16 protein-coding genes and 3 pseudogenes are annotated in these 20,080 nt (G+C 42.6%); 8 read left to right on the forward strand and 11 right to left on the reverse strand.

Annotated features, from left to right (window positions below):
• A partial coding sequence (tuf, locus tag A3CS_RS0106630) for an elongation factor Tu (RefSeq protein WP_019518341.1) occupies positions 1-1,184 on the forward strand: 1,184 nt, incomplete at its 5' end.
• A 69-nt stretch (positions 1,185-1,253) separates the two neighbouring features.
• On the opposite strand, the gene A3CS_RS0106635 is transcribed toward tuf, so the two are convergent.
• Positions 1,254-2,204 (reverse strand): sugar ABC transporter substrate-binding protein, encoded by a 951-nt coding sequence (locus tag A3CS_RS0106635; protein WP_019518342.1) that lies wholly within the window; start codon positions 2,202-2,204, stop codon positions 1,254-1,256.
• 162 nt (positions 2,205-2,366) lie between these two features.
• Here A3CS_RS0106635 and A3CS_RS0106640 point away from each other — a divergent pair, with 162 nt between their 5' ends.
• The 3 genes and pseudogenes from A3CS_RS0106640 to A3CS_RS01000000110970 all read left to right on the forward strand — a co-directional run bounded on the left by A3CS_RS0106640 (position 2,367) and on the right by A3CS_RS01000000110970 (position 6,353).
• Positions 2,367-3,854, forward strand: coding sequence for a sugar ABC transporter ATP-binding protein (locus A3CS_RS0106640; RefSeq protein WP_005546999.1), 1,488 nt, complete (start codon positions 2,367-2,369; stop codon positions 3,852-3,854).
• Positions 3,855-3,869: 15 nt separating this feature from the next.
• On the forward strand, positions 3,870-4,898 hold the full coding sequence (locus A3CS_RS0106645) for an ABC transporter permease (RefSeq protein WP_019518343.1): 1,029 nt from the start codon (positions 3,870-3,872) through the stop codon (positions 4,896-4,898).
• A 5-nt stretch (positions 4,899-4,903) separates the two neighbouring features.
• Positions 4,904-6,353 (forward strand): annotated as a pseudogene (locus A3CS_RS01000000110970) (FGGY-family carbohydrate kinase).
• Between the two features lie 47 nt (positions 6,354-6,400).
• On the opposite strand, the gene A3CS_RS0106655 reads toward A3CS_RS01000000110970, so the two are convergent.
• Both A3CS_RS0106655 and A3CS_RS0106660 read right to left on the reverse strand, forming a co-directional pair.
• The gene (locus A3CS_RS0106655) at positions 6,401-8,716 is read right to left on the reverse strand and encodes a Tex family protein (protein ID WP_005546992.1); all 2,316 of its coding nucleotides are present in this window, start codon (positions 8,714-8,716) and stop codon (positions 6,401-6,403) included.
• A gap of 216 nt (positions 8,717-8,932) precedes the next feature.
• On the reverse strand, positions 8,933-9,820 hold the full coding sequence (locus A3CS_RS0106660; RefSeq protein WP_005546989.1) for a LysR family transcriptional regulator: 888 nt from the start codon (positions 9,818-9,820) through the stop codon (positions 8,933-8,935).
• Between the two features lie 109 nt (positions 9,821-9,929).
• Between A3CS_RS0106660 and A3CS_RS0106665 the strand changes: the two genes are divergently transcribed.
• Positions 9,930-11,399: an SLC13 family permease gene (locus tag A3CS_RS0106665; RefSeq protein WP_019518344.1), complete on the forward strand. Its 1,470-nt coding sequence runs from the start codon at positions 9,930-9,932 to the stop codon at positions 11,397-11,399.
• Positions 11,369-12,009: pseudogene (locus A3CS_RS01000000110975) on the forward strand (histidine phosphatase family protein). Before A3CS_RS0106665 ends, A3CS_RS01000000110975 begins: the two are co-directional and overlap by 31 nt.
• A gap of 333 nt (positions 12,010-12,342) precedes the next feature.
• Here the strand turns inward: A3CS_RS01000000110975 and A3CS_RS1000000111565 are convergent.
• Positions 12,343-12,626, reverse strand: a pseudogene (locus A3CS_RS1000000111565) (S1 RNA-binding domain-containing protein); the annotation flags it as partial.
• 117 nt (positions 12,627-12,743) lie between these two features.
• On the opposite strand from A3CS_RS1000000111565, the gene greB reads away from it, so the two are divergent.
• A complete protein-coding gene (greB, locus tag A3CS_RS0106675; protein WP_005546979.1) occupies positions 12,744-13,226 on the forward strand; it encodes a transcription elongation factor GreB in 483 nt (160 codons plus the stop codon).
• Positions 13,227-13,308: 82 nt separating this feature from the next.
• Here the strand turns inward: greB and A3CS_RS0106680 are convergent, their stop codons facing one another.
• From A3CS_RS0106680 to A3CS_RS0106690, 3 genes are all read right to left on the reverse strand, one after another.
• Positions 13,309-13,500 carry a zf-HC2 domain-containing protein gene (locus tag A3CS_RS0106680; RefSeq protein ID WP_005546977.1) on the reverse strand — a complete coding sequence of 64 codons (192 nt, stop codon included), beginning with the start codon at positions 13,498-13,500 and terminating at the stop codon, positions 13,309-13,311.
• Positions 13,501-13,514: 14 nt separating this feature from the next.
• The gene (locus tag A3CS_RS0106685) at positions 13,515-14,102 is read right to left on the reverse strand and encodes a sigma-70 family RNA polymerase sigma factor (RefSeq protein WP_005540532.1); all 588 of its coding nucleotides are present in this window, start codon (positions 14,100-14,102) and stop codon (positions 13,515-13,517) included.
• A 185-nt stretch (positions 14,103-14,287) separates the two neighbouring features.
• Positions 14,288-14,569 (reverse strand): hypothetical protein, encoded by a 282-nt coding sequence (locus A3CS_RS0106690; RefSeq protein ID WP_005540529.1) that lies wholly within the window; start codon positions 14,567-14,569, stop codon positions 14,288-14,290.
• A gap of 261 nt (positions 14,570-14,830) precedes the next feature.
• Here A3CS_RS0106690 and A3CS_RS0106695 point away from each other — a divergent pair, with 261 nt between their 5' ends.
• Positions 14,831-15,568, forward strand: a complete 738-nt coding sequence (locus A3CS_RS0106695) for a 7-cyano-7-deazaguanine/7-aminomethyl-7-deazaguanine transporter (RefSeq protein WP_005546974.1) — start codon at positions 14,831-14,833, stop codon at positions 15,566-15,568.
• Between the two features lie 66 nt (positions 15,569-15,634).
• Here the strand turns inward: A3CS_RS0106695 and A3CS_RS0106700 are convergent, their stop codons facing one another.
• Genes A3CS_RS0106700 through hemC form a run of 4 tightly spaced genes read right to left on the reverse strand, consistent with a single transcriptional unit; the run spans position 15,635 to position 19,997 of the window.
• Positions 15,635-16,885, reverse strand: coding sequence for a heme biosynthesis protein HemY (locus tag A3CS_RS0106700; RefSeq protein WP_005546972.1), 1,251 nt, complete (start codon positions 16,883-16,885; stop codon positions 15,635-15,637).
• 12 nt (positions 16,886-16,897) lie between these two features.
• A complete protein-coding gene (locus A3CS_RS0106705; RefSeq protein WP_005546970.1) occupies positions 16,898-18,283 on the reverse strand; it encodes a uroporphyrinogen-III C-methyltransferase in 1,386 nt (461 codons plus the stop codon).
• Between the two features lie 28 nt (positions 18,284-18,311).
• On the reverse strand, positions 18,312-19,058 hold the full coding sequence (locus tag A3CS_RS0106710) for a uroporphyrinogen-III synthase (protein ID WP_005574357.1): 747 nt from the start codon (positions 19,056-19,058) through the stop codon (positions 18,312-18,314).
• Positions 19,059-19,070: 12 nt separating this feature from the next.
• Complete coding sequence (gene hemC, locus A3CS_RS0106715) at positions 19,071-19,997, reverse strand: hydroxymethylbilane synthase (protein ID WP_005546966.1); 927 nt, start codon at positions 19,995-19,997, stop codon at positions 19,071-19,073.
• Between the last annotated feature and the right edge of the window lie 83 nt (positions 19,998-20,080).

Consider the following 20,080-nt stretch of genomic DNA (forward strand, 5'->3'; position numbering starts at 1 on the left):
TGTCTAAAGAAAAATTTGAACGTACAAAACCGCACGTTAACGTGGGTACAATCGGCCACGTTGACCATGGTAAAACCACTTTAACAGCAGCTATCACTACCGTATTGGCAAAACACTACGGCGGTGCAGCACGTGCATTTGACCAAATCGATAATGCACCTGAAGAAAAAGCGCGTGGTATCACCATCAACACTTCACACGTTGAATATGACACCCCAACCCGTCACTATGCACACGTTGACTGCCCGGGACACGCCGACTATGTGAAAAACATGATTACCGGTGCGGCGCAAATGGACGGTGCTATCTTAGTAGTAGCAGCAACCGACGGTCCTATGCCACAAACTCGTGAGCACATCTTATTAGGTCGCCAAGTAGGTGTTCCTTACATCATCGTATTCTTAAACAAATGCGACATGGTAGATGACGAAGAGTTATTAGAATTAGTTGAAATGGAAGTTCGTGAACTTCTTTCTCAATATGACTTCCCGGGCGATGACACCCCAATCGTACGCGGTTCTGCATTAAAAGCGCTTGAAGGCGATGCCGCATGGGAAGAAAAAATCCTTGAATTAGCAAACCATTTAGATACTTACATCCCGGAACCTGAGCGTGCTATCGACCAACCGTTCCTTCTTCCAATTGAAGATGTGTTCTCTATCTCCGGTCGTGGTACCGTAGTAACGGGTCGTGTTGAGCGCGGTATCATCCGTACCGGTGATGAAGTTGAAATCGTGGGTATCAAACCGACTGCAAAAACCACCGTAACCGGTGTTGAAATGTTCCGTAAATTACTTGACGAAGGTCGTGCGGGTGAAAACATCGGTGCATTATTGCGTGGTACTAAACGTGAAGAAATCGAACGTGGTCAGGTATTGGCGAAACCGGGGTCAATCACCCCGCACACTGACTTCGAATCTGAAGTGTACGTATTGTCCAAAGAAGAAGGTGGTCGTCATACTCCATTCTTCAAAGGTTACCGTCCACAATTCTATTTCCGTACAACTGACGTAACCGGTACTATCGAGTTACCTGAAGGCGTGGAAATGGTTATGCCTGGCGATAACATCAAAATGACCGTATCCTTAATTCACCCAATTGCGATGGACCAAGGTTTACGTTTCGCTATCCGTGAAGGTGGCCGTACAGTGGGTGCCGGCGTGGTAGCTAAAATTATCAAATAATTGATAAGACAAACCAAAGTAAAACTGAAAAGGCGTATCGAAAGGTACGCCTTTTTGTTTGGTATCAAATCAGTAATTTTTAGATTGTTCTTTATCCACGACGACCGGATCTACATAATAAACAGCCGGAATTTCCTGTTTATTGATTTGTTTTAACGCATGCTCAATAGCAATAGCCACTTGTTTTTTCGGCAGCTGATCAATAGTATTTTGCATTTTGCCTTGTTTTACATATTCAATGGCAAGCGGAATACCATCATAGCCGGTAACCAATACTTTGCCTGCCAGACCGGCGTTTTCCACAGCCGTAACCGCACCGATTGCCATATTATCGTTAGCGGCAAAAATACCATTAACATTTGGATTAGCGGTTAAAATATTAGTAGTTACATTAAGTGCTTGTTCGGTTTCCCAGTTTGCTGATTGTGATGCCACGATTTTTATGTCCGGATATTCGGCAAAGGCTTTTAATGCACCACCTTTGCGTTGTTCGCCATTATCAACGCCCGGGATGCCCTCCAAAACCGCGACATTACCTTTCCCACCCAACGCTTCGGCAAGATTTTTCGCTTCCAGATAACCACCGTTAAAATTATCTACGCCCACATAATTAAATTTCAGTCCCGCTGCTTCAGCCGCTTTTGCATCAAGACGAACATCCAGATCAATAATAGGAATCCCTGCTTTTTGTGCTTTTTGTGCTTTTTGGAACGCCGGAATGAAAGCGATAGAATCATTCGGCGTCACAATAATTGCATCGACTTTTTTGGCTATCATATTTTCAACCAAGCCCACCAATTGTTCCGTAGAATCTTCTTTCTCGGCTACCTGAATAATTAAATCAACATTTTTTTGTTTAGCAGCTTCCTCTGCCCCCTGTTGCATTGAAATAAAATATTCGTTGCTTAGTGTTTTCATTAATAATGCAATCTGTGGTTTATCTGCCGCTACCGCAAGCGTTGGTAGCGCAGCAAGCAATGCACCGATTTTGAATAGATTTTTTAATAACTTTAATTTCATATAACACACTCCCTGATTTAAGATTAAATAATTTGTTTCTTGACTTGAAACTGCTCTAGTTTACTGAGATTCAATGTTGAAAACTGTGAACTTTCTCCCATTTTTTGCATAAAAAATAATCTATCCTATGAATTTCTATTTAGCTGAAACGGCGGAGGTTAAATGAGTGAAAATATAATTTTAGAATTAAAAAATATATCCAAGCATTTTTTCGGTGTAACCGTACTAGACGACATTCATTTGGATATTCGTCAAGGGGAGGTACTTTGCCTGATAGGTGAAAACGGTGCCGGAAAATCGACTTTGTGTAAGATTATTGCCGGTATTTATCATTGTGATGACGGCGAAATGTTTTATTCCGGCCGAAAATATTCTCCGGACACCGTCAAACAGGCGCAAGAGGCGGGAATCGGGTTTATTCATCAGGAATTGATGCTAGTCCCTAAATTAACTGTACTGGAAAATATCTTTCTGGGTTCAGAGAAAACCTCCGCTTTCGGGCGCATGAACTGGACGGTCATGCGGGAAAAAACGCAACATATCATTAACGAACTGGAACTGGATATAAAGCCGGACGATTTAATTTCCGACTTATCCATCGCTCAGCAACAAATGGTAGAAATCGCTAAAGCGGTATTCAGCGAATATAAGATCATTATTTTTGACGAACCGACATCGTCCATTTCTCGCAAAAATACCGAGGTATTGTTTAACATTATTCATCAACTAAAGGCGAAAGGCGTGGCAATGATTTATATTTCGCATCGTCTGGAGGAATTCAAATATATCGCCGATCGCGTTACCGTTTTAAGAGACGGGCGAATTACGGGAACGATGCGCTATCAGGATACATCGCCGGAAGAAATCGTACGTTTGATGGTCGGACGTAAAATTGATTTCACTAGATACCTGCGTACAGGTTCCTTTAACCAGGAAAAATTACGGGTGGAAAATTTACACAACAAATATATTAAACCGATTTCTTTCAGTGTACACAAAGGAGAAATCCTAGGCTTTGCCGGACTTGTCGGTGCGGGACGAACCGAAGTACTGAGAGCGATTTATGGTGCGGACCAGACCAGTGGAAAAATTTATATCGACGGGAAAGAGATAAAAATCAATTCTCCGGAAGATGCGGTAAAGCATAAAATCGGGTTAATTACTGAAGACCGAAAATCCCAAGGTTTGGTACTTGGTATGAGTATTCGGGAAAATATCACACTACCGATTTTAAAACACTTTTGGCGTAAATTTTATCTGGATAAAAAACAAGAACGGAGAGTCGCTGAAAAAAACAGAACCAAACTACATATCGTTTCTCACGATCAGGAACAGCAAACCAAAACCTTATCGGGCGGAAATCAGCAGAAAGTGATTTTGGCTCGCTGGTTAGAAAGCGGGGTGGATATTTTATTTTTTGATGAACCGACTCGCGGCATTGATATCGGGGCAAAGTCGGAAATTTATGATTTAATGCACCAATTTACCGAAAGCGGCGGCACTATCGTGATGATATCGTCGGATTTACCAGAATTAATCACCATTTCCGATCGCGTCATAGTAATGCGTAACGGTGAAAAAATAAAAGAAATCGCCGATCGCACCGAGATGACGGAAGAAAATTTAATGCGCCTGATGATAGGTGTTTAGAATAAGGATGACACTATGTTTTCATTGAAAAAAATAATCTCCAAATTAGGGATCGGGTTAGTTTTATTTTTCATGATTTTAGGGATGTCTTTCACATCAGAGGCCTTTTTATCGACTAACAATATTTTTAATATCCTATTACAAGTATCCGTCATTTGCGTGATCTCCGTTGGTATGACTTACGTCATTCTAACCGGCGGTATTGATTTATCGGTAGGCTCGATCGTCGCATTGAGTGCTGTTTGTTTGGGATTATTCACCCATTGGGGAGTAGCTCTTTTAGGTGAAAATCCGACGGAACCTATGCTTTCGATCGTTGTGATAGTATCCGTGCTTGGTTCCATCGGCGTTGGAGCCTTATGCGGGTATGTAAACGGTGTGATTATCGTTTACGGCAAGGTTACTTCGTTTATTACTACCTTAGGCATGATGGGAATTGCACGAGGGCTGGCACTCACGCTGTCTAACGGTAAAACTATCTATAATTTTCCCGAAGCATTACGTTTTTTTGGTAACGGGCGATTGAATATAACGTATGGCTTTGGTATTCCGATACCGGTAATCATTGCTTTAATCGTCGTATTAATCAGCTTTTACATCTTAACCCAAACCGTTTTTGGACGGCAGGTTTACGCGCTTGGCGGTAATCGTGAGGCGGTGAGATTATCCGGCATTAATGTAAATAAACTGGAAATTAAAACCTATGTGATTAACGGCGCACTAGCGGCAATCGGTGCAGTGATATTGGTGGGACGCTTAAATGCCGCCCAACCTATCGCCGGAACAGACTATGAACTGGATGCCATTGCCGCAACGGTGATCGGCGGAACCAGTTTGATGGGCGGCGTCGGTTCGGTGATCAGCACCTCCATTGGCGCGCTGATTATGGGCGTGCTGCAAAACGGACTAACGCTTCTGAACGTCACCTCGTATCTGCAACGTTTGATTATCGGCTTGGTTATTATTCTTGCCGTATTTCTTGATCAATTGCGTCGCGGAGAAGTTTCCACTGGTCGTTTAAGACGTATTTTCTTCAGAGAGTAACGAGTATGCATTATTATTTAGGTATTGACTGCAGAGGTACTTTTATCAAAGCCGCGCTTTTTGATAAAACGGGAAAAATCCACGCCTGCGAAAGAGAAAGTCTCAGTGTAATAAGCGAGCTATGCCGAACGGGATATGGACGAGCTTTGGCGGGCATGTGCCAATGTTATTCGCACTACCATAAAACACAGTAAAATTGAACCGCACTTTATTAAAAGTGTCGGCATTTCCGCCCAAGGTAAAGGCGCTTTTTTGCTGGACAAAGAAAATAAACCGTTAGGGCGGGCAATTCTGTCTTCCGATCAACGCTCGCAACCCATTGTTAAACGCTGGCAGCAAGAGGGGCTGGAAAAGAAAGTTTATCCGCTTTCCTATCAAGGGTTATGGACCGGTCATCCTGTTTCTATTTTACGCTGGTTGAAAGAAAACCAACCGCAACGTTATTATGCGATCAATAAGTTACTCATGGCGCACGATTACCTGCGCTTTTGTTTAACCGGAGAGTTGTATTGTGAAGAGAGTAATATTTCGGAAAGTAATTTATACAATATGGCAATAGGAAATTATGAACCCGAATTGGCTCGATTGCTAGGCATTGAAGAAATCATAGGTAAACTGCCCCCCATTGTAAAACCAAATCAAATTGCAGGCTATATTACACAACAAGCGGCTCACCAATGCGGTTTGGCAGTTGGAACGGCAGTAGTCGGCGGTGTATTTGATGTCACAGCAATGACCTTGTGTTTGACCGATGATAATGACGAAACCAAATTAAATGTGCTGTTAGGCACCTGGTCAATTGTGACAGGAATTTCCCATACGATTGATGAAAACCAAACTCTACCATTCGCCCACGGACGTTATGTCGAACAAAATACCTTCTTGATTCAGGAAGCAAGTCCGACTTCTGCCGGCAATTTAGAATGGTTCATCAAGCAATGGAATTTAACTTATCATCAGACAAATCAAATGGTAGAAGCATTACCGCCGGCACAAAGTGCGGTCATTTTCATCCCATTTTTATACGGAACTAACGCCAAATTAGGCATGACTGCCGGATTCTATGGCATGCAAGCCCACCACACTTTGGCACATTTACTGCAAGCGGTCTATGAAGGTGTATTATTCAGCCTCATGATACACTTAGAGCGGATGTATCAACGTTTTCCTCACGTACAACGTTTGCGTGTAACAGGCGGCCCGGTAAAATCACAAGTTTGGTTGCAAATGCTGGCAGATTTTAGTGGAAAAACCTTGGAAGTTCTGCAAACTGAAGAAGTCGGCTGCCTCGGCGCGGCTTTAATGGCCGCGGAAGGAGCCAATCACGAAGCAGCCACTTTAAAACGTAATCAGAAATTAAAAATTATTCATCCTAATTCCTTTCATTTCGACGCATATCAACAGAAATATCAGAAATATCGTAAGCTAGTTAATCTACTGAGCGAAATGGCATAAAGTGCGGTTAACAACATTTCAGATATTTTTAATGCGCTGAAGTTGCCTTACCTCTTCCAATTCTTCAACGCGTCGGCAAATGCGTTGCCCATAGCGTTATTGGTTCTTGGCGCATTACGTTCTTGACGAGAAGCATTGGTGCGTGGTTTTGCCGATAAAGTGCGGTCGGATTTGCCGTCGTTTTTCACCGCACTTTCATCTAAACGCATCGTCAGCGCAATACGACGACGCGCGACATCCACTTCTAGTACTTTCACTTTGACTATATCACCGGTTTTCACTACTTGATGCGGATCTTCCACGAATTTATCGCTTAAAGAAGAAATATGCACCAAACCGTCTTGGTGAACGCCGATGTCCACAAAGGCGCCAAAATTAGTGACGTTAGTTACCGTTCCTTCTAAAATCATGCCCGCTTTTAAGTCGGTAATCTCCTCCACACCATCCGCGAAGGTCGCGGTTTTAAATTCGCCGCGCGGGTCGCGTCCCGGTTTTTCCAATTCTTTGAAAATATCCTGCACCGTCGGCAAGCCGAATTGTTCATCAGTAAACTGTTTTGCATCAAGCTGACGCACCAAACCGGCATTGCCCATTAAATCCTGAATGGACTGTTCCGTTGCCTGCAGGATTTTTTCCACAACAGGATAAGCCTCCGGGTGTACGCCGGAAGCGTCTAATGGATTGTTGCCCGCCGCAATACGCATAAAACCGGCACATTGTTCAAAGGATTTCGGTCCCAAACGCGGCACTTTTTTCAGTTGCTCACGGCTGTCGAAACGCCCATTTTCATCACGATATGCCACAATATTCTGCGCAATGGTTTTGGTCATTCCCGCCACACGTGCCAATAACGGTACGGAAGCGGTATTCAAATCCACGCCCACGGCGTTCACGCAGTCTTCCACTACGGCGTCCAGTTTGCGCGCCAGCTGGCTTTGATTCACATCATGTTGATATTGCCCTACACCAATGGCTTTCGGTTCGATTTTTACCAACTCCGCCAACGGATCCTGCAAACGACGAGCGATAGATACCGCACCGCGCAACGACACGTCCAATTCAGGGAATTCCTGCGCCGCCAATTCGGAAGCGGAATACACGGAAGCGCCTGCCTCACTCACCACTACCGTTTGCGGTTTATTCTCTTTGATTTCTTTAATCACATCTTTGGCAAAACGCTCCGTCTCACGGGAAGCGGTGCCGTTACCGATGGCGATTAATTCCACATTATGTTGCTTAATTAATTGGAAAATGGACAACATGGCGCGATCCATTTGTCCCGTATGTGGATAAATGGTGTCCGTTGCCAATAATTTACCGGTGCTATCCACTACCGCCACTTTCACGCCGGTACGCAAACCCGGGTCTAGACCCATAGTATTTTTCGCGCCTGCCGGTGTCGCCATTAAAAGTGCGGTCAGATTTCGAGCAAAAACATCAATGGCTTCTTCTTCCGCTTTCTCACGCAACGTTGCCATCAATTCCGTTTCTAAATGCAGCGCCACCTTGATTTTCCATGTCCAGGCGATAACCTGCTCACGCCATTTATCCGCAGGTTGTCCGGTGAAACGAACGCCCAAATAGTCGCGGATAATCTCTTCGCAATAACTTTGGCGGCTTCCTTCTTCCGCGTCGGGATCGGCATTTAAACTTAGCTGCAAAATGCCTTCGTTACGCCCACGAAACATTGCCAACGCACGGTGCGAAGGTACATTTTTGAATAACTCCTGATGGTCAAAATAATCTTGGAATTTTGCACCTTCCGTTTCTTTGCCCTCAAGCACTTTGGAAACCAATAAGGCATTTTTGCTTAAATAATCGCGCACTTTCGCCAGTAAGCCAGCGTCCTCGGCGAAACGTTCCATTAAAATATAACGGGCGCCGTCCAGTACCGCTTTGCTATCGGCAACACCCTTTTCCACATTAATGAATTCATTTGCCGCCGTTTCCGGATCGGTTTTCGGTTCGTTCCAAAGTAAATCCGCCAACGGCTCAAGCCCGGCTTCAATGGCAATTTGTCCTTTGGTGCGGCGTTTCGGTTTGAACGGTAAATATAAATCTTCCAATTCAGTTTTGCTCTGCGTAGCTTGGATTTTGCCACGCAATTCATCCGTTAATTTGCCTTGCTCTTCAATGGATTTCAGAATGGTTTGACGACGTTCTTCCAGTTCATGCAAATAAATTAAACGGGTCTCAAAATGGCGTAATTGGGTGTCGTCCAGCCCGCCGGTGGCTTCTTTACGATAACGGGCGATAAAGGGAATGGTGTTGCCATCGTCTAACAGTTGAATGGCGGCGAGAATTTGGTTATCACACACATTCAATTCCTGCGCGATAAGTTGGCTGATTTGTTGGTTTAACATGATATGTACTTCTTAGTAATGAAAAAAACGGGCATAGCATACTGTTTTTGGACAAGAGGCTCAAATGTTTGTTTTACACCTCCGCATTGCTAATTCAGTGTGACAATAGAATAATGATTTCGTTCTAAAACCACTCAATTCAGAAAGTGAGGTCGTTACGATTTTCATACTTAACAAAATTAATCGCAAATTAACCGCACTTTTTCATATCATGGATTATTTAAGTATGTTCAACAGCCCAATAAATCGCCCAATTGCTGATGAAAGGCGTTTTTCTTTATGGTAAATATAATTTATCCCACGTTTAAATTGAAAACTGTCTAATTCTACAGCCTTCAACATACCCATTTTCAGTTCGTTTTCAACGGAAAATCGAGAAATAATGGAAACCCCTAATCCATTCATTACACAACGTTTAATACCTTCTAAACTATTGATTTCCATAAACTTAAGCAGAGAAATCTGATCTTTTGAAAATTGCTGTAAAAGAAATTTTCGGGTTTGAGAATTCTTCGGTTTAATGATAAATAATTCGTCACAAAGTTGCTCAAAATGACAAGATTCATATGTGGCTAACACATGATCAGGAGGAACAATCAAAATCAGTTCATCAGACAAAAAACGATTAACATCATATTTTTGCGGATCAAAATAAATTTGGTCAGACATAATAATAAAGTCAATGGAATGATTCTCCAGCCCCTGAATCAGCTGTTGGGAAGAAAGAATCTCAAGACGAAGTTCTACATTCGGTGATAATTTTCGATACTCTGCAATAACCTGCGGTAACAAATAAACACCGACAAAATGGCTTGCGCCGATAATAATCTTGCCATAATTAGGATCATCATATTGATGTAGGTGCTCCACTGACATTTCTAAGGTACTAATTATCTGTTCCGCATAACTATAAAAAATTTTACCTTGTTCTGTTAAATACAAGCGGTTGTTGATTCGCTCAAAAAGTACAGTATTTAAGGTCTCTTCCAATTTGCGGATTTTTATACTCACCGCAGGCTGTGTACAAAACAAACGCTTCGATGTTTCAGTCACACTCAAACAATCGGCAAGCACAATAAATGTCTTTAATTGGTTTATATTCATATAATTCCATTAAATTATTTTATGATCCTTATAGGATAATACAATTATTCGTCATGAAATGAAATCACTATAATCGGCATTGACAGATCACTATAAGGAGTTATAGGTTATGAACAAAGCTATTCAGACTACCCCAATAGAGAATAAAGAAACGAATAAACTTCTCAAACAATTAGGTATTCCTCTGGCGCTTGTCATCTTACTACTTTTAATGTGGATGCCTACCCCGGAGGGGCTAACCATTCAGGGACAAAAATCCATTGCAATTTTTGTTGGCGCCTTGATTTTGTGGGTGTGTGGTTCTATTCCTATTTATTTGACATCAATGATTGTCATCATCTTATTATCACTCACCCAGACTGTGGAAAAAGATAAACTTGTTTTTGCCACATTAGGGTATGATGTGATTTGGTTAATGGTATCGGCATTTGTTCTCACCTCGGCTATGATCAAATCGAATATCGCCCGCCGTTTTGCGCTTTGGATGATTACTCATTTTGGACAAACACCGAAGAAAGCCTTATTTGTGCTTGTATTAATTAATTTTATACTTGTTTTCTTTGTTCCTTCAACAACAGCACGAGCCTCATTAATGGTTCCTATTTGCTTAATTCTTTTAGAAATTTATAAAGCCATGCCAGGTGAAAGCAATTTTGGACGATTGATGATGTTACAAGGTGTACAGGCCGATGCGATTGCCATATCGGGTGTGATGACAGGTACTGCTGCCAACATTATTTCCGTTGGTTTTATCAATAGCCAAGCAAACGGCGATATCGGTTATATTGACTGGGTAATAGCCTCCTTCCCTATTGCCTTTATATCCATGATGATTTCTTTTATGGTGGGCTTTAAATTATTTTCTATTAAAAAAGAAACACAATTTATTGAGGCATTGGGGCTCTTACAGGCGGAATTCAAAAAACTTGGTAAATTTACCTTAGATGAGAAGAAAGCCATGGTAATCTTCTTGCTCACCGTGGTGTTATGGGCAACAGAAGATTATCAAAAAATCTTATTTGGTTTCAAAATCAGTGTATATATGACTGCCGTTATTGCAGCCGTACTGTGCTTAATGCCTAAAATTGGATTACTAACCTGGAATGAAGCAAAAATCAAATGGGATTTAATGCTATTTGCTGCCGGTGCTTACGCCGCAGGAAATACGCTTGAGTCAACCAAAGGTGCTCAATGGATTATGGATAAAATTGTTCATGGATTGGGTTTAGAGAGCATGAATCATGCCTTCGTCTATATCGCCGTCATTTTTATTTGCATGTATAGTCACCTGATCTTCACCAGTAAAACCGTACGAACTACGATTCTAATTCCATCTATTATCGCATTAGTCCAATCTTTAGGGATAAATCCGGTGACACTCGCACTCTCAGCATCATTTACTCTTACCTACACTATAACCTTACCGCCACATTCTAAGGTAAATACCATTTATTTTGCGACCGGCTATTTCAGTGTATTAGATCAGATGAAGTATGGATTAATCACCTGTTTCATTAGTGCCTGCATGATCTGCCTTGCAACCTTTACATGGTTCCAATTACTCGGATACGGTTTATAAGGAAAAATAAAATGCGTTTAATTTTATTAAGACATGGTGAAACTTTATGGAATAAAGAACACCGTCTACAAGGACACCTAAATTCTCCACTTTCGGAAAAAGGTATTGCTCAAGCAAAAGCGATTAAACCTTTAATCGAAAAATTTTCCTTAAAAAAAGTTATTTGCTCCGATTTGGAACGCGCCAAGCAAACCGCTGAACTTATCGGTTTTCCCAATGCCACACCGGATAGCCATTTGCGCGAACTTGCCATGGGGGAATGGGAAGGGCGAAAAAAAGACGAGATTATGCAAGAAACCCCATCCTTTACCAAGACTGGAGAAACGGTAACTACACACCTAGAGGTGGTGAGAGTTGGCAAGATTTTTGTCATCGAATTTCAACCGCACTTTTTCAGTGGACAAATAAATCTGATGGAGACATCTTAGCCATCGTACATAGTGGTGTAGTTCGCGCTGCCTGTGAAAGATTAATTTCTTTATCAACCAAGCATCTATTACCGGTAACCCAGGGAACACTTACTATTTTTGACATAACGCCAAATCATCCCATCAAGTTAGAAGCCTATAATCTAGGAAGTTTTGTGCCGGAAATCAATGTGGCAGATTAATAAGCTAAAGCAATTTAAAAGTAAAATACTTTTTACAGACAGGCATTGATCATTTATAACGTTGAATGCGATTTTATGTGCTGCACTTTTAAATTCAGCTCTATTGATAAGATAATTGTATTTTTCATTTGTAAATTCAAAAAGATAGACTAAAGCCTTTACCAAAGACACCTTCCCTGTTCTTGCTAACTTTTTTATGTTTCAACCCTTCGAAAAAAACATTAGCAGCGATTTGCCAAAAAAATGGCAGAATAAATATTAAATTATTTAACGGAACTTTTACTATTCTTTGCTGAAATATCGTACAAAGCATAAATATTGCAATTATCGGTACCGGCAGCGAATGACATTCACTTCCGGCACTTCTACTTTGACCACATCACTGGTTTTCACCACTTGGCGCGGATCTTCCTATCACTTAAGCAAGGAATATGCACCAAACCGTCTTGGCGAACACCGATGTCCACAACGGCGCCTAAATTGGTAGCGTTAGTTACCGCTCTTAAGTCGGCAATCTCTTCCACGCGATCAGCGAGAGCCGCAGTTTTAAATTCACCGCGTGGGTCACACCCCGGTTTTTCCAGTTCTTTAAAAATGCCCTGTTCTGTTGGTAACCCGGAATGATATATACTTCTTAGTAATGAAAAAACAGGTATAAAATCCTATTTTGAGACAATAGGTTCAAATGTTTGAGCCTTTTTCGATATAATTTTGCAGCAGTTGAGGACATTATTATGGCAAAGTCAAATTACATCACCCGACAAGGCTGGAATATGCTGGATCGGGAATTGAAATTTTTATGGAAAGAAGAGCGTCCGCAGGTGACGCAAGCCGTCTCCGACGCGGCGGCATTAGGCGATCGCAGCGAAAATGCGGAATATATTTACGGTAAACGACGCTTACGGGAAATCGATCGCCGTGTACGCTTTCTGACCAAGCGTCTGGAAGTATTGCAAATTGTGGATTATTCCCCCAAACAGGAAAGCAAAGTGTTTTTCGGCGCATGGGTGGAACTGGAAAATGAAGACGGCGAAGTGAAACAATATCGCATTGTCGGCTGTGATGAATTTGATCCGGCAAATAACTGGATTTCCATTGATTCACCGGTGGCACGCGCACTAATCGGCAAGCAGGAAGATGACGAAATTACGGTGGACACGCCTGCCGGTAAAATTTGGCTATGTGTGAATCGAATTTGGTATGAAAAAAACGCATAGCGCCAGAATTGCTTTTCAATAGATGAAAAGTGCGATCGAAAAAACATATAAATTTCTCACCGCACTTTTAGGATACTTAATATTACCGAGCCTTCTCATTATCCGGTTGTTCAGCGAATTCGTGCATCATATCGTGCATTTTTGCGCAATTTCGAGCAAAAGCACGACAGTACGGACAAATAGCCAAATGCATATAAACCTGACTGTGTTGCAACAAGGAAAGCGGTTTTTCCTGACCATCGGAAATTAACTTGGTAACCTGTTTACACTTCATGATGTTTTCCCACTTTATTTCTTTTCATCAAACCAATTATTAGACAGGCAGGCTTGCAACTGTAAGCGTGCGCGATAAAGTAAAACATGCAGATTGGAGACGGATAAATCACATTCCTCACAAATCTGTTCACTTTTCATTTCAAAATACTCGCGCATCATAAATACGCGGGCTTGTTGTGCCGGCAAATGCTCCAAACAAGCTTCAAAAACAACCCAAAATTCCCGTTTATGTACCTGATTATCAGGTTCGTGCCAGGTTTGTGGGGAAAAATGGCTGCGATCCCAGTGACCGCTCTGATCAAAAAAGGCATTGGGCTCATCTGCCTCATCCTCGTCATCATAAATTTCTGACACATTCACCGTACGTTTACGATAATTAATCAAATCAATGATTTGATTCTTCAAAATGGCAAAAAACCAGGTTTTCAGCGCAGAAGCCCCTTTAAATGAGGTCGCATGTTGATACGCTTTCACTAAGGTTTCCTGCACGACATCTTCCGCTAAATCTTCGTCCCTTAACTGTAAAGTGGCAAATTTCAGCATCTGCCGGCGAATATCCTCAATTTCTTGAGATGAAATGTGTTGAAAAGAAAATTGCATTGTTGAGTCCATTTTATTTTAATGAGTAGAAAAGAGAGTATTCTACCATCATATAATACAATGCACCTATAATATCTTAAAAATAAATAATTAAATTCAGCAGCAGGCTAAGATTTTTGCAAAAAAAGGACTTGTTCACCACAAGTCCAAAATAAGTGATTATTTATAATGACTTGGAGTGAAAATTACATTTTGTGATCTTTCATTTCCTTGTCCATTTTATGGTCCATGGACTTACCGTCTTTCATCATTTTGTCTTTTTTATGATCCATCATTTTGCCATCCTTCATGGTTTTATCCATTTTATGGTCCATCATGGCTTTATCATCTTTCATGGTATGCTCCATTTTATGTTCCATACCTTGTTCCATTTTATGGTCCATTGCTTTCATTTCAGCTGAAGCTTGAGTCGCCATTGCCATAGTGAATACACCTGCTAATGTAGCGAATAATGCTGTTTTTTTCATAATAAACTCCTTTAGAGATTGTGAGATTTGTTATTTATAGAAAAGTGCTTTGTACGTGAAAACCTTACGATTTTCACGTATGTGCATTAGACAGAGTTACCTCTGATTTTCTTACAAAAAATTTTAAATTTTTTAAGTTTTTTTATTGAAAGGGAGAAAATAATTTTACCTGATTATGTTACAATGCCTCTAAGATGCATTTTTTGCGAAATCACGAACTGGGTTCCCTAACCCCAATTTAAACTAAAAAGGTAATTTCAAATGACATATTCATTTTCGATCTTTAACGATCAGCAAAAACGTCGGGCATTGGTGCTGCTCAGTTTTTTCCATATTTTTATCATCACCGCCAGTAACTATCTCGTCCAAATTCCCTTTGAAGTGCATGTGCCATTGGCTTTCTTCGGCGCACAGGAAGACTTCATGTTTCACAGCACGTGGGGCACACTAACCTTCCCGTTTATTTTCCTGGCGACAGATTTAACCGTTCGGGTGTTCGGCGCCAAAGAAGCGCGCTGGATTATTTTCGTAGTAATGATTCCGGCGTTAATTATCAGCTATGTAGTTTCCACGCTATTTTCAGACAGCCAATACCAAGGCTGGCAGGCATTAACTGCGTTCAACTTATTCGTGTTCCGCATCGCACTGGCAAGTTTCTGCGCCTATGTGTTCGGGCAATTATTAGATGTATTGGTGTTCAATCGCTTACGCCAACTGAAAACCTGGTGGATTGCACCGACCAGTTCCATGGTATTCGGTTCCATGGCGGATACCTATTTATTCTTCGCCATCGCATTCTACGCCAGCAGCGATCCCTTTATGGCGGCGCATTGGATGGAAATCGGTTTCGTGGATTATTTGTTCAAATTATTCATCGGATTATTGTTGTTCGTACCCGCTTACGGTGTGGTACTAAATGTGATTTTACGCAAGATTCAAACCCTAACGGCAGCCATGCAAACGGAATTTGGCGGAAAAATAGAAGAAGCGAACGGATAACAAAATGCCCTGATAATTCAGGGCATTTTTCATTTGGGAATTAGTCTTTTTGGGAATAAGTGCGGTCTATTTTTCAGGTGTTTTTTCTGCCGCCTGCGGCTTTCGGATTGCCATCATGGATTGCAGACCATCCTTGCGTAATTGTGCAGCCGCCGCAGTGTCACCCACCTGTTCAAACACATAAGACGCCATGGTGATGTCCGCCGGCTCCAATTTATCTTTATTCGCGATTAACGCCTTAAACACCTCATTGGCTTTGGCAAAATCATTGTTGCGCATATACAGATAACCTAAAGCGCGGTTGGCGCCGCATTGCACCGACGGATTAGCGCCTTTTAACCACTTGCTGATAAATTTAATCAATTTCGTATTATCTTCCGGCTGCAAACGGCTAATTTGCTTGAAGAGTTCCTGATTTAGCGGGCTGTTTTCATCGTCCAGTTTCTTCACCAATTCCAACATGAGTTCATAAGCAGATTCATGGTCGTTGGCATCAATTAAACGGCTGATAAGCGCCAGTTTGACATAGGCATCGTTACGACGTTTACGTGGTTGTTCATCCCACCAATCCAACAAACCGTCCACGCCTTCTTCGTTCATTTTTTCATCCAGCAAACCGTCTTCCACCTGATGCTGTAACTGAACAAAGCCTTCTGCCGAGTACAAACCGGATTTTTCCACTTGTTCCAAAATATTATCTAACGCCTGATAGGCTTTGGATTTCAAATAAATATCCACCGCCAGTTTTAATACTTCCTTATTGCGCCCTTCCATCAACAACAAACTGTCTACGGAGCTACGTGCCGCCGGTAGTTTATGCTGTTGTAACAAAATGCGGGTGCGCGCAATTTCCAGAATCAAACTGTCGGAACCGGCAATTTCCGTGGCTTCGATTAAATAACGATTCGCGCTGAATTCATCACCCCGTTGCTGCGCCGCTTCCGCCGCTTTAATGAAATTCAATACCGGCTCATCGGAATGTTTGGCATTTTTGCCGATAAGTTTTTCTGCCTTGGAATAATCGCCTTCATCCATGCGCATTAAGCCTTCCAGCGTTTGTTTTTGCGCTTTTGCCCGTTTACGGCGGGAAAACCAGCTGTAAGTGTTATTGCTCAAACGGAAAAAGCGACTAATCGCCACTTCAATGCTGTACACCAACGCTAGCGCAATCACAAAGAAAATCACCAATGTAGTAATGGACATTTCGATGATGTTGCTTGCGGTTTCAATGCGCACATAACCCTGTTTGCCCGACAAATATGGACCGGCAATTAAGCCTGCCAGCAGCAACAACATTAAAAATAGCACTCTGACCATAATCTATTTCTCCTATTGTTGCCCTTGATTGGAATCTTGGTTTGCTTCATTTGTCGGCGCAGAACCCGCTTCATTTTCGTTTGTAGGTTTGTCGGCAGCCGGTTTGTCCGCGGTATCGGTTAAATCTTTGTCCACGGAAAGGGTGATTTTTTGGACTTCCTGCGGTTGTTTATCCAACAATTTATCCAACGCATTCAAACTATTTAACCGGGTCGGGACATCCACATAAATGGACTGTTCCGCCAGTTCATCAAGGGTTTTCAGGAAAATTTGCGCCACTTCGGTGTTGGTATCAAAATAGCTTCTGATCCAGGATGCCACGGTTTCCAGGGATTGTTTATACAAATCGTCCTGCTGACGCGGTACGGCGAGAATGGCAATTTGCAAACGTAAGCGAATGTTTTCGCGTAAATAAATATCCTGATTCGGCGCTAACAACGCTTTGCTGTCCGCTTTCTTCGGCGTGATACGAATAAAATGATTTAAAAAACTGACCGCACTTTTCTCTGCGTTTTCCTTCCAATCGTCTAAGGAATCCGTCAACTTGTCGCTGCTCGGATCTTCATCAAAATTCACATCCAGTACCGTCAGCTCATCTACGTTATTCGCCAACTGGGATAAATTCTGCATGATGGCGTTTTGATCCACATTGTTAAGGGACAACAATTGTTTTAAATCGGCGTTAATGGCGCTACGCACCTGCGCCACTTGCGGCATGGCGACTTTGGAAAGGGTTTCATCGGCAACTTTCAGCAGGGACACGCTGGTATCCACGTCATTATCCAACACCAATTTGCGCAAAGCGTTATTTAACAGAAAATCCGCTTCGGTCAGCAGCCAATCATTCGGCTGCTCCGCTTTGGCTTGATTGGACAAACGTTGCACCTGTTGTTGCAATGCCGACAGGCTTTGTTCTTTGGCGGACAAACTCTGATTCAAGGCGCTGATTTGATCGCTTGCCACTTGGGAAAATTCCGTTAATTTCGCCAGCTGATTTTTCTCCGCACTAAAGTCCGGCATGCCGGCGGCATCGGCAGAAGCGCCTTTTTGTTGCAATTGGCTTTCAAGTGCGGTCAGTTTTTGCTGTATTTCGTCAACCTGCAGCTGACCGAAATAGTAGCCCGCGCCACCTAAGCCCAACGCAATTAAAAGTGCCAGCAAGCCTAATGCGGAACCGGTTTTCTTCACCACAACGGTTTCATGCACGATCGGTTTTTGCTCTGACGGCGCGATTTTTTCTTCACTTTGTTGCATCGTTTCTGTCTTATCCTCTGCATTTGTTTCAACGTGTTCATTAGGCGTGGTATCTTGTGTCGCTAAATCAAGATCATCGCTGACATCAATTTTATGTTCAATTCCCGCATTGTTTTTCGGATGATTGGATTTCTTGTTAGCCATATTCGTTACCTATAAAAGAAAGTGTTGTTTAACGACATTGTAATAAGGTTTGTAATAAAGTTTGATTATCCGCACGCGGAGAAATCACCACATTTTTCCAGCCTAACGCTTCCGCCAAATGGGCGATTCGTTCGCTTACTGTAATAAGTTGACAACTTTTTAACCAATTATGTTCATTTTGCGGCACAAAATCCACTAATTGGGTGAGAATTTCGGCACTGGTCGCCACAATGGTTTGAATGCCGGCACGCTTACAAATGCTGGTTTGCTCGGCGTTATTATAAACAATGGGCTCACGTCGATAACATTCGACTGTCTCCACGCTCGCACCACGCTGTTGCGCCTGTTCGGCAAATAATTCACGCCCACCGTTGCCGCGCAAAATTAACACGGTTTTATCGGACAGATCCCGCATAGCGCTTAATTGCAATAACCCTTCGCTGTTTTCCTGCGCGGTGGGATAATGCACCGGCATTTCCGTCGTGGCGGCGAAATACTGTGCCGTACCTTGTCCGACGGTAAAATAATGCAAATCCCGGCGCCACACAAACCCTGTTGCCGTTAAGGTTTTGAAAGCAAAATCCACCGCACTTTTTGAGACGGCAAAAACATAATCGCCGTTTTTTAGCTGCGCAAATTTATTCGGCAATTCATTCAGTTCCGCACCGCTTTCGATACGAAATAACGGCAAATGAATGGCGACAACACCGGCTTTCGCCAACATATCCACCAACTGCTGACCGCGTTCATCGGGGCGGGTAACCAAAACTGCCATGCGTTTTCTTCCTTACGCGTAAATGTCCTGCAAAATTTTATCCGCCCCCTGCGCCAGTAGCTGTTCGGCAATTTGCACGCCTAAAACATCGGCGTTTTCCACCGCACTTTTGCCTTCCGCGCGAATAATCGTCGAACCGTCCACACTGCCTACCAAGGCGCGCAAATACAATTCACTATCACGCAACACCGCATAACCGCCGATAGGCACTTGGCAACCGCCTTGTAAGTGATGGTTCATGGCGCGTTCCGCCAGCACGCAAGAGGTAGTTTCCGCATCCGCCAGTGGCGCCAGTAATTGTTGAACCGCAACATCGTCTGTCCGACATTCGATGCCCACCGCGCCTTGTCCGGCAGCAGGCAAGGATTGCTCCACATCAATAAAAGAAGCGATACGCTCTGCTAAACCTAACCGAATCAAACCGGCGGAAGCCAAAATAATGGCATCATAATCACCGTTATCTAATTTACTCAAACGCGTACCCACATTGCCGCGCAAAGAACGAATTTCCAAATCGGGACGTAATGTTTTTAACTGACATTGACGGCGTAAACTGGAAGTGCCGACCACGGCACCTTGCGGTAATTCCGCTAAAGTGCGGTAAGAATTTGAGACGAATGCATCACGCGGATCTTCACGTTTGCAAATCACCGCCAACCCAAGCCCTTCGGGAAATTGCATGGGCACATCTTTCATGGAATGCACGGCAATATCCGCCTCTTTATTCAGCAGCGCATTTTCCAGTTCTTTGACAAACAAACCTTTGCCGCCGATTTTCGCCAACGGCGAATCCAAAATCACATCGCCTTTGGTGACCATTGGGACGAGTTCCACATTCAGATCAGGATATAACTGCTGCAAGAGGTCTTTCACATAATTCGCCTGCCATAATGCCAAGGGACTTTGGCGGGTGGCTATTTTTAAGCTTTTTTGCGTCATGCTGATGAAATATTTCTTAATGATATAATAAGCACTTATCCTATCATTGTTAACCAAGAATGTCAGTTTCCATTTAATTTTTT

Source organism: Aggregatibacter actinomycetemcomitans DSM 8324, assembly GCF_000372365.1.
Classification (GTDB): domain Bacteria; phylum Pseudomonadota; class Gammaproteobacteria; order Enterobacterales; family Pasteurellaceae; genus Aggregatibacter; species Aggregatibacter actinomycetemcomitans.

Coding starts and splice junctions, on each gene's coding strand:
- A3CS_RS0106705 (WP_005546970.1), bottom strand. CDS start 18,283: ATGGCTAACAAGAAATCCAATCATCCGAAAAACAATGCGGGAATTGAA.
- A3CS_RS0106665 (WP_019518344.1), top strand. CDS start 9,930: ATGAACAAAGCTATTCAGACTACCCCAATAGAGAATAAAGAAACGAAT.
- A3CS_RS0106635 (WP_019518342.1), bottom strand. CDS start 2,204: ATGAAATTAAAGTTATTAAAAAATCTATTCAAAATCGGTGCATTGCTT.
- A3CS_RS0106655 (WP_005546992.1), bottom strand. CDS start 8,716: ATGTTAAACCAACAAATCAGCCAACTTATCGCGCAGGAATTGAATGTG.
- greB (WP_005546979.1), top strand. CDS start 12,744: ATGGCAAAGTCAAATTACATCACCCGACAAGGCTGGAATATGCTGGAT.
- A3CS_RS0106710 (WP_005574357.1), bottom strand. CDS start 19,058: ATGGCAGTTTTGGTTACCCGCCCCGATGAACGCGGTCAGCAGTTGGTG.
- A3CS_RS0106685 (WP_005540532.1), bottom strand. CDS start 14,102: ATGCAATTTTCTTTTCAACACATTTCATCTCAAGAAATTGAGGATATT.
- A3CS_RS0106680 (WP_005546977.1), bottom strand. CDS start 13,500: ATGAAGTGTAAACAGGTTACCAAGTTAATTTCCGATGGTCAGGAAAAA.
- A3CS_RS0106640 (WP_005546999.1), top strand. CDS start 2,367: ATGAGTGAAAATATAATTTTAGAATTAAAAAATATATCCAAGCATTTT.
- A3CS_RS0106690 (WP_005540529.1), bottom strand. CDS start 14,569: ATGAAAAAAACAGCATTATTCGCTACATTAGCAGGTGTATTCACTATG.
- A3CS_RS0106660 (WP_005546989.1), bottom strand. CDS start 9,820: ATGAATATAAACCAATTAAAGACATTTATTGTGCTTGCCGATTGTTTG.
- A3CS_RS0106645 (WP_019518343.1), top strand. CDS start 3,870: ATGTTTTCATTGAAAAAAATAATCTCCAAATTAGGGATCGGGTTAGTT.
- A3CS_RS0106700 (WP_005546972.1), bottom strand. CDS start 16,885: ATGGTCAGAGTGCTATTTTTAATGTTGTTGCTGCTGGCAGGCTTAATT.
- A3CS_RS0106695 (WP_005546974.1), top strand. CDS start 14,831: ATGACATATTCATTTTCGATCTTTAACGATCAGCAAAAACGTCGGGCA.
- hemC (WP_005546966.1), bottom strand. CDS start 19,997: ATGACGCAAAAAAGCTTAAAAATAGCCACCCGCCAAAGTCCCTTGGCA.